Origin of the sequence: Streptococcus sp. 27098_8_148 (genome assembly GCF_041432105.1) — a bacterium.
GTDB classification, from domain to species: Bacteria; Bacillota; Bacilli; order Lactobacillales; family Streptococcaceae; genus Streptococcus; species Streptococcus parasanguinis_AE.
In genome coordinates this window covers 211,306-225,671 of record NZ_JAPVYY010000002.1, presented here as the reverse complement: position 1 = coordinate 225,671, position 14,366 = coordinate 211,306, and the positions used below count along the sequence as shown (strand labels likewise).

General features: G+C 42.8%; 14 protein-coding genes. All 14 read right to left on the bottom strand.

Annotated features, from left to right (window positions below; all coding sequences use genetic code 11):
- Window positions 1–103: 103 nt before the first annotated feature.
- The 14 genes from O3646_RS02610 to O3646_RS02545 all read right to left on the bottom strand — a co-directional run bounded on the left by O3646_RS02610 (window position 104) and on the right by O3646_RS02545 (window position 14,351).
- Window positions 104–1,270 (bottom strand): acetyl-CoA carboxylase biotin carboxylase subunit family protein, encoded by a 1,167-nt coding sequence (locus tag O3646_RS02610; protein ID WP_049492861.1) that lies wholly within the window; start codon window positions 1,268–1,270, stop codon window positions 104–106.
- Window positions 1,271–1,291: 21 nt separating this feature from the next.
- Complete coding sequence (locus O3646_RS02605; protein WP_049492864.1) at window positions 1,292–2,032, bottom strand: esterase family protein; 741 nt, start codon at window positions 2,030–2,032, stop codon at window positions 1,292–1,294.
- A gap of 39 nt (window positions 2,033–2,071) precedes the next feature.
- Entirely contained in the window at window positions 2,072–2,899 is an 828-nt protein-coding gene (locus O3646_RS02600) for an alpha/beta hydrolase (protein ID WP_277838687.1), read from the bottom strand.
- A gap of 93 nt (window positions 2,900–2,992) precedes the next feature.
- Entirely contained in the window at window positions 2,993–4,327 is a 1,335-nt protein-coding gene (gene trmFO / locus O3646_RS02595; protein WP_371610488.1) for a methylenetetrahydrofolate--tRNA-(uracil(54)-C(5))-methyltransferase (FADH(2)-oxidizing) TrmFO, read from the bottom strand.
- Window positions 4,328–4,480: 153 nt separating this feature from the next.
- Window positions 4,481–5,185: a DUF3307 domain-containing protein gene (locus O3646_RS02590; RefSeq protein ID WP_371610487.1), complete on the bottom strand. Its 705-nt coding sequence runs from the start codon at window positions 5,183–5,185 to the stop codon at window positions 4,481–4,483.
- The gene (locus O3646_RS02585) at window positions 5,169–5,846 is read right to left on the bottom strand and encodes a SatD family protein (RefSeq protein WP_118228157.1); all 678 of its coding nucleotides are present in this window, start codon (window positions 5,844–5,846) and stop codon (window positions 5,169–5,171) included. The genes O3646_RS02590 and O3646_RS02585 overlap by 17 nt, the downstream gene beginning before the upstream one ends.
- 107 nt (window positions 5,847–5,953) lie before the next feature.
- Complete coding sequence (gene topA, locus O3646_RS02580) at window positions 5,954–8,035, bottom strand: type I DNA topoisomerase (protein ID WP_023918171.1); 2,082 nt, start codon at window positions 8,033–8,035, stop codon at window positions 5,954–5,956.
- A gap of 86 nt (window positions 8,036–8,121) precedes the next feature.
- On the bottom strand, window positions 8,122–8,970 hold the full coding sequence (gene dprA, locus O3646_RS02575) for a DNA-processing protein DprA (RefSeq protein WP_227038262.1): 849 nt from the start codon (window positions 8,968–8,970) through the stop codon (window positions 8,122–8,124).
- A gap of 61 nt (window positions 8,971–9,031) precedes the next feature.
- Window positions 9,032–9,961, bottom strand: a complete 930-nt coding sequence (locus tag O3646_RS02570; RefSeq protein ID WP_129299244.1) for an ROK family protein — start codon at window positions 9,959–9,961, stop codon at window positions 9,032–9,034.
- A gap of 3 nt (window positions 9,962–9,964) precedes the next feature.
- Complete coding sequence (locus tag O3646_RS02565; RefSeq protein ID WP_155169754.1) at window positions 9,965–10,732, bottom strand: ribonuclease HII; 768 nt, start codon at window positions 10,730–10,732, stop codon at window positions 9,965–9,967.
- The gene (gene ylqF, locus O3646_RS02560) at window positions 10,719–11,570 is read right to left on the bottom strand and encodes a ribosome biogenesis GTPase YlqF (protein ID WP_371610486.1); all 852 of its coding nucleotides are present in this window, start codon (window positions 11,568–11,570) and stop codon (window positions 10,719–10,721) included. Before ylqF ends, O3646_RS02565 begins: the two co-directional genes overlap by 14 nt.
- Window positions 11,571–11,683: 113 nt before the next feature.
- Entirely contained in the window at window positions 11,684–12,022 is a 339-nt protein-coding gene (locus O3646_RS02555; protein WP_003001449.1) for an ATP cone domain-containing protein, read from the bottom strand.
- Window positions 12,023–12,198: 176 nt separating this feature from the next.
- Complete coding sequence (dapA, locus tag O3646_RS02550) at window positions 12,199–13,134, bottom strand: 4-hydroxy-tetrahydrodipicolinate synthase (protein WP_070673960.1); 936 nt, start codon at window positions 13,132–13,134, stop codon at window positions 12,199–12,201.
- A gap of 140 nt (window positions 13,135–13,274) precedes the next feature.
- Entirely contained in the window at window positions 13,275–14,351 is a 1,077-nt protein-coding gene (locus O3646_RS02545; protein WP_371610485.1) for an aspartate-semialdehyde dehydrogenase, read from the bottom strand.
- Between the last annotated feature and the right edge of the window lie 15 nt (window positions 14,352–14,366).

Sequence of the window (14,366 nt, the reverse complement as noted above, 5' to 3'; positions counted from 1 at the left end):
TAAGCTTTTTCAACTTCAAACAAAACATTTCACAAACTTTTCTTTCATGGGATTGCATTAAATTATAAAAAACCGATAGGATCCTATCCTACCGGTCGTTATCTTATGATTGGCGTTGACCAAAGTCATGAATCATTTGTTCCATTACTTCACGACTAGGTGTTGTAAGCATATAGAGGAAATCTCCCTGAAGTTCCGCAAAGGCCGCTGGCATGTCTTTTTTCACACGGAATTGATCATGGTATTTAGCCAAAACTTCATCCTCTGAAAGGACATAGGCTGCATTGGCACGGCGAGAAGTCGCCAAGCAATAAAGGGGCTCAAACTCAGAAGCTGGGAAAGGCTCTCCTGCTACGATGGCAGCATAACCACGGTACAAATCAATGGAGTGAGCATAATTGTAGACATCGATCGTAAAGCCACCTGCTGGACGATTATTGTACTCGATTGCAATATAGTCATCCCCATCGCGGAAGAACTCGATATGGAAGAAACGTTCTTTCATGCCAAAGGCTTTGACAATCGCTTCCCCGTATTGACGCAATTTTGGATCCATCTCTTTGAGGACATAATAAGAGTTATCCATCTTGTAGAGCATCAAATCGAGTGGCGTATAAGCATAGTCAAAAGTCGTTGAGAAGACAATATTGCCATCACGATCGACCAGACCATCAAAGGTACAAATCTCGCTAGAAGTGACGAATTTCTCAAAGAAGTACTCCGTATGTCCATCCCAATCTGCTTTAAAATGGTCGACATCTTCTGGTGTTTCAAGTTTAAAGGTCGCTGCTGCACCTACTCCATTATCAGGCTTGGCAATCAATGGCAACCCAATCTTCTTCACGGCCTTATCAATGTCTTTTTCTGTTTTAACCACGGCACCAGGAACGACTGGGACTCCAGCCTTCTTGAAGAGTTTCTTCATTTCGGATTTGAACTTAGTTTTCTTCAGATCTTTTGGCTTAGCTCCGAAGACATTGAATTGCTCCCGAAGCGCCGCATCCAATTCCAACCAGTACTCATTATGGGACTCAATACGATCAATTGGTCCGTGTTTATAGAACAGAAAGGCTACCGCACGCTTCACTTCGTCCAGATTTTCCAAATTTTCAACTCGGAAATACTCTGTCAAACTATTGCGCAAAGGCTCATCTAACTGTTCGTACGGCTCTTGACCAATTCCCAAGACTGTGATTCCCTTGTTAGCTAGTTCAATGGTAAATTGTTGGAAATTTTGTGGATAATAAGGTGAAATAACAAGATAATTCATAGAGGTCTCCTCCCTTTTTACTTATAGATGCATTTGGCCTAGGAAATAAGGCATTTGTTTGCGCCACCATTCCCAATCGTGGGCTACATCATGTCCCCATTCAGCGAACCATGCAGGAATATTTTTGTGATCAAAGGCTTCTTTCAGTTTGTAGAAAGATGGAAGCCCATCTTGTTCCCAAGCCCCTAAACCAGTACAAACAACGATTTCCGCCTGACGGTAACGATCGATAAACCAGCCATCATTTTGGTTCCAAATATAATCAGATGGCGAGTTTTGATAAATGGCTTCATCGCCTCCAAAATCACCAACAAAGAAACGAGCGTCATAGACACCACTCAAGGCAATCACTTTATTAAAGACATCTGGATGTTGCAAGAAGAAATTAAGGGCGTGGTAAGCCCCCATAGAGCAACCCGTTGTCATCATCGGATCAAACCAGCCTGTTTTGTGTTTGATAAAAGGAATGGCTTCTTCAATCACATAGCGTTCATAAGCACGGTGCATTTCGGCACGATCATGAGGATTTTTCCAATCACAAAGCCAGCTTTCACTATCGACACTCGAAAGGGTGAAGAATTGAACCCGACCTTCTTCGATAAACTGAGCACAAGCATCAATCATACCAAAGTCATAGTACTCGTTATGGCTCCCACCTGATGAAGCAAAGACCACAACAGGAATACCAGCGTGTCCATAGCGGTTCAAATACATTTCACGGTTGAGTTGGCCACTCCAGTGGCTTAAATGTTCAATATTCATAAGTTTCCTCTTTCTCTCTATTGATTTGTTCTGAGTCCATTAATCCCAATTTTCGGTCAAAAAGCGAAGGCACTCAGGTAAATGTTCGGCCCAAGCTTCTTCATGGTGAATAGCGCCGGATTGAATCCGAATGTCGATATTCTCTAAAGCCACCCCTTGTTGAATGACGTCGTGATAATAACGAAGGGATGAATCAATATAGGCTTGCTTGATATTTCCCGCCATCAGCGTTTTATCTGTATCATCCGCCTCTTCAGTACCTACATAGATGTAGATCCGTTGATCTGCATATAATTTTTTGCGTTCGATATAATGATTGAAGGCATCTTGGTGTAGCCAGTTAGCAGATGAAAAGACACCTAAACAACCAATTTGATCTTGGTACTCTAAGCCCAAGAATTGGGTAATATTCCCACCCAAGGAAGATCCAATCATGGCCGTATGTTCTCGATCAGCAAGAGTCCGGTATTCTTGGTCGATAAAAGGTTTCACCACCTCCATGACAAATTCGCCGTACTCAACTCCCTTGCCACCAAATTGCATGCCAGGAATATTGGATTCCTTGTACTTCCAGGCAGAGTATTCATTCATGCGTTGGAAACCATCATTATCGATCGCAACAACAATCATGCGACTAATATCTGGATTCCGCTTAATGGCTGGAATAACTTTCCAGGAATGACCCGCATAAGCTTCCTTGCTGTACAAAACGTTTTGCCCATCGTGGAAATAAACCACAGGGTAACGTCTATCTGTATCCGTTTCATAATTCTTAGGTAATAAGACTCGCACACGACGGAGTTTTCCGGTATAAGGCACTTTCAACTCGTGTGTCTTCATATCTAAATAAAAATAGGATTTGTTCATTGTCAGAAAACTCTCTATATTCTAAATTTTATTCATTATACCATTTTTAGAAGAAAAAGTCTGGATTTTCTCCAAACTTTTTTCTTTCTTGGGTTATTTTTCCATAAACTGAGCCAAATCTTGTAAAGAACGTTCGGCAATTTTCTCATAACGTTCCTTTTTATCCCGAATACGTGGGCCTTCTAGCTCCTTGATAATCCCGAAGTTGACATTCATGGGTTGGAAATGCTTGCTGTCAGCATGGGTGATATAGTGAGCCAGGCTTCCGATAGCTGTCGTTTCAGGGAAAATCGCTGCTTCTTCTCCTTTGAAAAGGCGAGCTGCATTGATTCCAGCTACCAAACCTGAGGCAGCTGACTCAACATAGCCTTCTACCCCTGTCATTTGACCCGCAAAGAAGAGGTTTGGTTGTTTCTTCGAACGATAGGTTTGTTCAAGCAGATTTGGAGAATCCATGTAGGAATTGCGGTGCATGACACCATATCTCACAAATTCCGCGTTTTCCAAACCTGGGATCATTTGGAAGACCCGTTTTTGTTCGCCCCATTTAAGGTGAGTTTGGAAACCAACAATATTGTAGAGGCTGGCAGCCGCATTGTCTTGGCGCAATTGGACTACCGCATAAGGGGTCTTAAACTCCCCATCACGTGGCCCTTTGTAATCATCTGGATACTCGAGCCCAACTGGCTTCATAGGGCCATAGAGCATGGTTTTGATGCCTCGTTTGGCCATGATTTCAATGGGCATACAACCTTCAAAATACTTTTCTTTTTCAAAAGAGTTGAGCGGGGCTTCTTCTGCATTGACCAAGGCCTCGTGGAAATCCATAAATTCTTGTTTGGTCATGGGGCAGTTGAGATAGGCTGCTTCTCCCTTGTCATAGCGTGACTTGAGATAGACCTTGTTCATATCAACGGTATTGACATCGATAATCGGAGCTGCTGCATCATAGAAATAGAAACCGTCGCCACCATTGAGAGCATGGATCTTTTCTGCCAAGGCATCACTGGTTAGAGGGCCTGTTGCGACCACTGTGATGGCATCTGTCGGCAATTCCGTAATTTCATCGCGAATCACTTCAATGAGCGGATGTTGGGACACCTTCTCCGTCACCCGGCTAGCAAACCCTTCCCGGTCCACTGCCAGCGCTCCACCAGCCGGCACGCGAGTCGCTTCCGCTGCTTCAAGGATGACAGAACCCAGACGGCGCATTTCTTCTTTGAGGAGCCCGACAGCATTGGTGAGAGAATCCCCACGAAGAGAGTTGGAACACACTAACTCAGCAAAGTTGTCTGTTTTATGTTGCGGAGTGGATTTGACCCCACGCATTTCGTAAAGCTTGACCGGAATACCCTGTTGGGCAATCTGGTAAGCTGCTTCCGAGCCAGCAAGACCCGCACCGATAACATTGATATAAGATTGAGACATGACACTAATACCTCTTTGGGTATCAAAACACCCTTCTGGACTGTTTGACACCCACAAATCTTTCTAATTTTCTACTTGGTCCATTATACCAAAAAGCTAAGTAAAAAGACAGGGAGGCTTTTCCTTCCTGTCTTAGACTTTATATTTATTTTCTTATAGACACAACCAAGCTGCTAAGAGGGCAGATAGGATACTGAATAAGGATCCAATCAAGTAATACTCCGCAAAGGCTGGATTCTCCGAAATTTTATTGTAGCGGGCGATGGATTTGGCCGTAAAGACCAGGCCGATCGAAGCGAATTGCCCATAGACGAGACAGGCGCCGATCACCAAACGTTCTAAAAAACCAATCATGGAACCAGCCCCAGTGATCGTATCCATTTTCTTCTTGCTGGTGGGTTGATACTTGGCAAACAGAATTTTAAAGGCGATATTGCTTGGTTTCCCAACTAGGAGGACATAAAAGATTAGATTTAAAATGTCCAAGGGTAGATAGGTCGTGCCATTCTTCGCTCCCATAAGGACCAGACAAGTTAGGATACCAATATGCAAGACTTGATCCAATGCAAAAATCCAGGCGGTTGGTAATTTCAATCCCTTCTGCACGATCGGTTTCAAGAAATCTATTCCAGCATGTGTCAGTAAAATGACCAAGCAAATCCACCACAAGGCTAGATGAAAGAGCGAAACAATGAACAAAGGCAAAGCCACATATAGAATGTGAAGCCCGAGCACCTTCTTATCCTGATCCTTGCGATCCGCCATCTTTTGACTTTGAAAATAATAATCCGATAACAAATGACAAATCAACAAGAGGATCAAGTATGGATTCATTACGATACTAGACAATCCGCTCATGGGCCTCTCCTTTCTCTAAGTTTTGAATACAAGCTAGTGCTGCTGCTCGCCCCCGTAAATAAACACGAATACTGCTACTCTTTAATCGCTTGGACAGTGCACTAGGGTTGAGCTCTAGCGCTTGGGCCAATTCCTGTTGGCTAAAGCTTTCACTATAGACAGATCTCTTTAGCAGATTGAGCAGAATCTCTTCCTGACTCTCTCGCCAACCCGAACGTATGGCTTCTCCGGAAGCGATGAGCGCATTCACCACTAAGTCCTGGCTGTCATTACCGCTCAAAAAATAGATCTGGGTGTTACCATAATCATTTTTCTGATGGACCAGATTAATAGCTGCGCGTGCATTCCAATAGGCTGGTCCATCTGCACCGATACTTTGCAGGGGATCGATATCCGTTACAATCTCCCCGAGGCCAATGCCGAAACGAAGTTGAGTCGGTCTTAGTTCTGAACGTAGGGTATCAATGATTTGAAAAACCGGAGCCTCCACTTTTAAAAGCGCTTGAAACTCATCCCCCAAAGTTAGGGTAAAAGCCGATGCTAGGCAGTCTTTAAAAAGCTCATTGATCTTTTGAAGGGTTTTTTCTAACTGTTTTTGCAGGTCAAAACGTTCTTGTACGATTTTGGAATCAATCACATCTGCAATCAAAGCAAGATACATAAAGCCCACCTCCTTATGTCTATTATAACGAAAAAAACAAAAAATGTCTATTATAACAGACATTTATAAAAATTGCCGTTATAATAGACATTAAATTATTCAAAAGATTATTTCACTTTTTCTTCTTCGTAATCACCATTGCTACAAACGACTTGTTTGCCACCGCCACGAACTTTTTTCTCAACTAAGTAGTGACCACATTTTGGACAATCCCGACCGATTGGTTTATCCCAAGAGGTAAATTCACACTCTGGATAGCGATTGCATCCATAGAAGATACGGTTGCGCTTGGTTTTACGCTCGATGATTTGTCCCTGATGACAGTCAGGACACTCCACACCGATTTCTTTGACAATGGCTTGCGTATGACGACAATCTGGGAAATTACTACAAGCATAGAACTTACCAAAACGTCCTAATTTAATCACCATCGGGCTACCACAGACTTCACAATCAAAACCAGCTGGTTCATCTTTAATTTGGATTTTTTCCATCTCTTCTTCAGCCTTTGCGACTTCCTTAGAGAATGGTTTGTAGAAGGCATCGATGACTTTTTGCCACTCTTCCTTTCCAAGTTCGACATCATCGAGTTTCCCTTCCATCTCTGCTGTGAAGGTCACGTTGACAATATCTGGGAAGAATTCAACGATCAGTTTATTAACGATTTCCCCTAACTCTGTTGGTTCAAAGCGTTTTGCTACCAGCTTCACATAATAGCGTTTTTGAATGGTCTCAATCGTCGGAGCATAGGTTGAAGGACGACCAACCCCATTTTCTTCCAAGGTCTTAATCAAGGTCGCTTCAGAATATCGAGCAGGTGGTTGGGTAAAGTGTTGCTCCGGCTTGCTATTGACTTGCTTAACGATATCGCCTTCTACCATATCCGGCAACATCTTGTTCTTATCTGAGTCGTTATAAATAGCCAAATAACCATCGAACTTCACCTGGCTCCCATTTGCTGTATACTGAACCCCATTTTGACCTAAACGGACATTCATAGTATCAAAGACAGCAGCTGTCATTTGACTAGCTACAAAACGATTCCAAATCAAGGTGTAGAGTTTCAATTGGTCTTTGTCCAAGTATTTAGCAATGCTCTCAGGAGTATTGAAGACGCTAGACGGACGAATCGCTTCGTGGGCATCTTGGGCACCAGAAGCATTCTTCACACGGCTTCCATGCTTAGAATATTTCTCACCGAAGCGATCCACGATAAAGTTAGCTGCCTCATTTTGCGCAACCGGACTGATCCGTGTGGAGTCGGTACGCATATAGGTAATCAAACCTTGAACACCAGAGCCGATATTGATTCCTTCGTACAATTGCTGAGCGACCATCATGGTCTTGCGTGTACGGAAGTTGATCTTATTGGCTGCATCCATCTGCATAGAAGAGGTGGTGTAAGGAAGTGGTGCATTCCGACGACGTTCTTTCTTTTCAACTTTTTCAACAGTAAAATCTTTGCCATCTAAGCGTTCAAGAACAGCTTTCACCTCTTCATTGGTGTTGAGCTTCATCTTCTTGCCATCAATCCCATAGAAGCTAGCTTGGAATTGCTTGGTCCCTTTTTTAAAGACACCATCAATGGTCCAGTATTCTTCCGGCTTGAAATCATTAATTTCGTTTTCACGATCAATAATTAATTTGAGGGCAACTGATTGCACGCGCCCTGCAGAAAGTCCTTTTTTAACCTTTTTCCAAAGAATAGGCGAAATTGAATACCCTACAATCCGGTCCAAGACACGACGGGCTTGTTGGGCATCGACCAAGTCCATATCGATTTGGCGCGGTTCTTTAAAGGCATTTTTTACTGCATCCTTGGTGATTTCGTTAAAGACCACGCGGTTCTTTTCTTTGGCATCCAAGTTCAAAATATGCGCTAAATGCCAAGAAATAGCTTCTCCTTCTCGGTCCGGGTCACTTGCGAGAAAGACTTGTTTGGCTTTTTTAGCTTCTTTTTTCAAATCATTGATCAAGGGACCTTTTCCGCGAATATTGATATACTCCGGTTCATAGTTATTGTCGAAGTCAATAGACATCGTAGATTTTTTCAGATCCCGAATATGGCCAACACTAGCCATGACTTTGTAGTTACGACCAAGGTATTTTTCGATTGTTTTCGCCTTAGCAGGAGACTCCACAATCACCAAATTTTTCTTGGTTGTACTGCTTTTCTTTTTTGTTACCACGTTTTATCCCTCTGTTTTGTATAAATCTCATTGAGTTTAATACATTTTAAGAAAGATGTCAACTAGGAACTTCTCCTATAGGAAAATCACAATTCGTATTTCAATTCATCAAGAATGTCCTGGCCTGAGGTGACAAGCTTTGCACCTTCTTGAATCAGATGATGGCAGCCTGCAGATTTTCCATCTAAAATATTTCCTGGAATAGCAAAAACGTCTCGGCCTTCTTCCATAGCACGCTCACAAGTAATCAAACTCCCTGAACGGAGTCGCGCCTCTGCCACAATCACTGCCTGACAGAGACCTGCAATGATGCGATTTCTCTCAGGAAAATGAAACTTAAGTGGGGCCTGCCCTGGACCATACTCGCTCAAGATCAGATGGTTTTCCCCCATATGTGCCTGCAGTCTTTGATTGCTTTTAGGATAAAAGACATCCAGTCCCGTTCCTATCACTCCGATGGTCTTGCCACCATTTCGTATACTGGCATAATGAGCTGTCGCATCAATTCCCTTAGCAAGTCCACTAACGATGACCAGTTCATTTCCAAGTTCTTTAATAATCTTCTCTACAGATCGCACCCCTTCTCGCGTCGTTTCCCGAGCTCCTACGACTGCAATCTTCGGTTTGGTTAACAGCTCCAAATCTCCTTGGTAAAAAAGGAGTACAGGAGGATTGTAGATCTGTAGCAATTCCTCCGGGTATTCAGGATCAAAAATGGATAGAGATGGGAACCGTTCAAACTCCTTGTGTAAATGCTCTTCATCCAGCTGCCGGTATTTGTCTACAAAATGAATAATACTGCGACAGCGAGCGATCCTTGCTATCTCTTCTAAGCTTGGTAAGGCTTGGTCTTTCCTACAGTAGTCCAAAATTCTCAAGACTTGCTCATTTGATAAACCAGCTTCTTTTAATTTAAAGATTTCAAATTTCTCCATGGTCACCTTCTACTTCCTCTCACTTATTTATTCGAAAAAGAATGGAAAAAAAGCTCTATTTCTAGAACTTTTTTTGATATGTAGAAGAATAAAAGTAAGATGCGGCACCAATCAAGTTGCTTTCATTATGGAAGCGAGCCGCTTGGATCGGCAAGGCCTCAAATTGTTTATGCCCTTTTTGAGAGAGTAGGTTATGGTATTGTCGACTGATCTCATCGATCAGTAGCGGTTGGCTACTAATGCCCCCTCCAATTGTCACCTTCTCAAGCAGGAGCAATGATTGAAGATTAAAAATCAGAATAGCAATATCATGACAATACTCCCGAAACAAGGATTTCAGCTCCTCATGGCCTCCTTGATCAAGAGCCTTGAAAACGGCTATACCATCTGCCTTTTCTAGGTTTAAGATGTGACTAGCCTTCTCAACAAATTGAACAGCTGAACCGGTGTTTTCCAAAAGATTGGAAATACCTTGCAAAAAGAGTCCGCGATGAAAGCGGCGATTTTCTGGTGTTCTTTCTGCCTTATCAATAGTCCGAATGTATTCTGTCAGTTGCCATCCTCTCAATAGATCACCGTTAGAAAGAAGAGCAAGGCCGACTCCTGTCCCTAAGACCAAGGTCGCACCGCAAGAACAATCTTTTAGATTGCCAAGCCTTGCTTCCGCTAGACCAGCAGCTTCTCCATCATTAAGAACGGTGACGGGTACTTGAAATGTTTGTTGCAATCTACTAGCTAGAGGAATGCCTCGCAAATATGGAATGAGACCACCTCGAAAGACAAAGCCAAGGCTCTTTTGGATCTCACCAGGGCATGAAATGGCGATTCCCTCGATTTCTTCCCGTACAGGAGCAACGATTCCTTCTAATCCTTGCCAAAAGTCCTCAATCGTAGATGGTGTTGGGATCTTGTCTGTACGGATCAATTGATAGTCTGCATCCATCAGACCGTACTTTATAAAGGTCCCTCCGATATCGATGGTAAATAGCATAGCCTAATCCTCACACATTGATTTGACGGGTTCAAATGAACGCCGATGGATAGGAGTCACTCCCAGCTTGTCGAGGCCAGCCAGATGGTTAGCCGTCCCATAGCCAGCGTTCTGCGTAAAATCATAACCCGGATATTCGCAATCAAACTCTTCCATCATCTGATCCCGAGTCACCTTGGCTACGATGGATGCTGCAGCAATGGATAAGGAGTTGGCATCCCCTTTGATGATACTAGTTTGGGGAATAGGAAGATCCAACTTCATGGCATCAATCAAAAGATGCTGGGGTTGAGGCTCTAACTGACCAATGGCCTCCATCATGGCTAGCTTCGTAGCTTCATAGATATTAACCTGATCAATCACTTGATTGTCCTTGATGCCGATTCCGATCGCAATGGCGTTTTGGAGCACAGCCTCATAGATTTCTTTGTGTTTGGATTTTGGAATCTTTTTACTATCGTTGAGTCCCGGAATTTTACAAGCTTTCGGCAAGATCACGGCAGCTGCAACAACTGGACCCGCTAATGGGCCGCGTCCCACTTCATCCACACCTGCAATAAGATCAATCCCTTGAGCATAAAGTTCTTTCTCATAGGCTAGCATTTTTTCCAAACGCAAGTCTTCATCCACTTGTTTTTGGAGTTCGCGTTTTCGTTTGCTGATAGCCGCTTGAACCCCCGCTCGACCATCAAGGATCAATTCTTCAAATAAGGGATGATCTAGATCGTCAATCGTTGCCAAACGCTCTTTGATTTCTTTAATCGTTGGCATCTATTTCACCTACACGATCCAGCGTATAGCGTCCCAATTTTCCATCGCGGACGTCTTTAACAAAGAGTTGGTAAAAACGGTCGTAATCTTCACGAAATCCTAATTTCTGGGTCATTTCCATAATGATTTCAGGAGCTTCTTGTTCCAGATCCATTTGTTTAAAACGTTCCTTCAAAACAGCTGGATAATGCTCTTTAAAATAGTTAAGGCCAAAGATGGTCACTTCATCCATTGGAAGCAACTGATCCTTTATCGCTCCTGTTAAGGCGAGCTTTAAAGCCACTTCTTCATCTTCAAACTTTGGCCAGAGAATCCCTGGGGTATCCAAGATTTCAAGGTCTTTATTGGTTTTCAACCATTGTTGCCCCTTGGTCACCCCTGGTTTATTTCCAACAACAGCAATCTTTTTCCCCGCTAAGCGGTTCATCAGAGTTGATTTCCCGGCATTAGGAATCCCGATAATCATGGTCCGAAGGGTTTCAATCTGAATCCCTCGTTCCTTCTGACGAGCAATTTTATCGGCCATCAAAGACTTAGCAGCATCTGTGACCTTCTTAACCGTAGATTGCTCTTTGGAGTTGATAGCCAAGGTTTTGATGCCTTGAGACTCAAAATAGTCCTGCCATTCTTTTGTTGCCACAGGATCTGCCAAGTCTACCTTGTTCAAAATCATTAATTTAGGCTTATCACCAACAATTTTGGTTAACATAGGATTTTGGCTTGATAGGGGCAAACGAGCATCTACCAGAACCGTCACAAAATCCACAAATTTTAAATTTTCTTGTACTTGTCTTCTAGCTTTGGACATGTGTCCAGGAAACCATTGAATAGTTGCCATAATCTCACTTCCTTTCCAGTTCAATCTCTTCTATTATACCATGTTTTCTTGAATCACTGTGATTAATAAAAATACTAAAAAAGAAGCTACCTAAGTAACTTCTATTTTATATTCTAGCGAATTTGCTCAAAATGCAAATGCACGGCGATGTGATCACCATAGCCGCTCCGTTCCAAATCACGTTGCAAGCGATAAGAAATGTAGTGTTCTGCAATGGTAATATAACCTGCTCCCAGCAAGCGTTGTTCCACTAGTGATTGGATCATACTGATGGTTGCGCGTTCTACCTGAGCTTCATCCAAATCCATAGCAACTTTCTTGGTCACTTGAGCTAGGTTTTGTCGCAAATCATCTGTCAAAACATAGACAACTTGCGCAGCTTTCAAAATAGCTTGGTAAATTTTATCTGGGTTGAATTCAACCACTTCTCCACTACGTTTAATGACTTCCATCGGAGTCTCCTTTATTTTAAATTTTCATGAATACTTCATTTCCCTTAGAAAGAAATGAAGACCTACTACTTTATTATATAATTTTTTTACAAAGAATCAAAGGTCTTTCAAAAAATAGATTCATTGATTGGGAAGTTAAGTTATTTTTATTCAAACATATTTTCTACAATAAAATATTAGTAATCTGGTCTTAAAACTCCCGTAATGATCTCTTTAGTAGCATGGTAATCCCCATCTACTACAACCTTGATGATACGTTTCGCTTCTTCTGCCGGTGCTGGCACCAATGGCAAACGAGTTGGCCCTGCGTCAAAGCCCATATAGTTTAAGACAGCTTTGACAGGAGCTGGACTCGGATATGAGAAGAGAGCATTGACTTTAGGGATAAATTGACGTTGGATAGCCGCAGCCTTTTTAATATCGTTGTGTTCAATCGCTTGGAACATCTCATGCATTTCATCTCCATTTGTATGAGAAGCCACTGAGATCACTCCATCAGCCCCAAGGTTCATCGCATGGAAAGCATCTCCATCTTCCCCTGTATAGACGAGAAATTCTTCTGGCTTGTGTTCAATCAAATAGGCCATATTAGCAAGAGTTGTACACTCTTTGACCCCAATGATATTTGGGTGTTCTGCTAAACGAAGCATGGTTTCAGGCGTCATTTCCACAACCACGCGCCCTGGAATATTGTAGATAATAATCGGAAGATTGGATGCATCTGCAATCGCTTTAAAGTGTTGATACATGCCTTCTTGGGATGGTTTGTTGTAGTATGGGACGATAGCCAATCCTGCTGCAAAGCCACCAAAAGCATCCACTTCTTTAACGAACTCAATCGAGTCGCGGGTTTCATTGGTTCCGACACCAGCGATCAAAGGAACTCTACCATTGACAATCTTTTGAACGGCCGCAAAGAGTTGCAATTCCTCATCGTGGGTCAGAGTTGGACTTTCTGCAGTCGTTCCAGCTAAGAGAATCCCATCTGTATGATGTGCCAAGAGGTGCTCGATCAAGGCAGGAAGAGCATCAAAATTAATGGTTCCATCTTCATGGAAGGGGGTGATAAATGCGGTGATGATTTTACAATCTTTTAAATCATTATAAGACATAGAAAAACCTTTCTCTATATAAGAAAGAGGCTGGGGTCTGCTTGCCTTTGCCTCATGATCTGTTCATAAAAACAAGTTGATTCGCTTAAAAGCTACGGAAGAAATCAAACTCTTCGAGTTACTGACTTCTGTTTTTCTCCCTATTTCAATTCAAACTTCAACTCAGCTGTTGGACGTACAAGTCCACGTTCGTGAAGAGTTTCTGCGATTTGGACTGAGTTCCAAGCAGCTCCTTTAAGGAGGTTATCTGAAACAACCCACATGTGGATTCCTTTTTCAGCATCCAAGTCTTTACGAATCCGTCCGACGAATGTATCGCGTGAACCTACCGCATTAACCGCTTGTGGGTAAATTTGGTGAGCGACATCGTCTTCAAGGACGGCACCTGGGAAGGCAGCAATCGCAGCTTTCACTTCGTCAATTGGTGCCACTTCTTTTGTTTCGATGTAGACTGACTCTGAGTGAGCTGACAAGACTGGAATCCGCACACAAGTTGCTGAAACGGCAATGCTATCATCTTCCATGATTTTCTTGGTTTCATTTGTCATCTTCATTTCTTCGTATGTGTAGTCATTATCTGTGAAGACATCGATTTGTGGAAGAGCGTTGAAAGCAATTGGGTAATGTTTTTTATCACCACCACATGGCAAGATTTCCGCTTTGACATCGCGTGGGTTGACTCCGTCATTCAAGACTTCCTTCAACTCACGTTGGGTTTCAAGAATAGCTCCCATACCAGCACCTGAAACAGCTTGGTAAGTAGACACGATGATACGGTCCAAGCCCCATTTTTGACGGACTGGTTCAAGCGCTACCATCATTTGGATGGTTGAACAGTTTGGACAAGAGATGATTCCGTTGTGAGCATCAAGAGCATGTGCATTGACTTCAGGCACTACCAATGGGACATCCGGATTTTGACGGAAATAAGAAGTGTTATCAACCACTACTGCGCCTGCTTTCACCGCATAAGGTGCATATTTGGCAGATGTTGAACCACCAGCTGAGAAAAGAGCAATATCAACGCCTTCAAAAGCATCTTCAGTCGTTTCCTCAATGGTCACGTCTTGCCCTTTAAATTGCAAGACTTTTCCTGCAGAACGTGCTGACGCAAGGTAGCGAATTTTATCGATTGGAAGAGTAGATTCTTCCAACATTTTGATCATTTGAGCACCAACGGCACCTGTAGCACCGACAACAGCAACTGTGTATCCCATAGTAAATCCTCTTTC

Coding starts and splice junctions, on each gene's coding strand:
- O3646_RS02610 (WP_049492861.1), bottom strand. CDS start 1,270: ATGAATTATCTTGTTATTTCACCTTATTATCCACAAAATTTCCAACAA.
- O3646_RS02545 (WP_371610485.1), bottom strand. CDS start 14,351: ATGGGATACACAGTTGCTGTTGTCGGTGCTACAGGTGCCGTTGGTGCT.
- O3646_RS02605 (WP_049492864.1), bottom strand. CDS start 2,032: ATGAATATTGAACATTTAAGCCACTGGAGTGGCCAACTCAACCGTGAA.
- O3646_RS02565 (WP_155169754.1), bottom strand. CDS start 10,732: ATGCCAACGATTAAAGAAATCAAAGAGCGTTTGGCAACGATTGACGAT.
- O3646_RS02590 (WP_371610487.1), bottom strand. CDS start 5,185: ATGAGCGGATTGTCTAGTATCGTAATGAATCCATACTTGATCCTCTTG.
- ylqF (WP_371610486.1), bottom strand. CDS start 11,570: ATGGCAACTATTCAATGGTTTCCTGGACACATGTCCAAAGCTAGAAGA.
- O3646_RS02570 (WP_129299244.1), bottom strand. CDS start 9,961: ATGCTATTTACCATCGATATCGGAGGGACCTTTATAAAGTACGGTCTG.
- dapA (WP_070673960.1), bottom strand. CDS start 13,134: ATGTCTTATAATGATTTAAAAGATTGTAAAATCATCACCGCATTTATC.
- O3646_RS02600 (WP_277838687.1), bottom strand. CDS start 2,899: ATGAACAAATCCTATTTTTATTTAGATATGAAGACACACGAGTTGAAA.
- trmFO (WP_371610488.1), bottom strand. CDS start 4,327: ATGTCTCAATCTTATATCAATGTTATCGGTGCGGGTCTTGCTGGCTCG.
- O3646_RS02585 (WP_118228157.1), bottom strand. CDS start 5,846: ATGTATCTTGCTTTGATTGCAGATGTGATTGATTCCAAAATCGTACAA.
- dprA (WP_227038262.1), bottom strand. CDS start 8,970: ATGGAGAAATTTGAAATCTTTAAATTAAAAGAAGCTGGTTTATCAAAT.
- O3646_RS02555 (WP_003001449.1), bottom strand. CDS start 12,022: ATGGAAGTCATTAAACGTAGTGGAGAAGTGGTTGAATTCAACCCAGAT.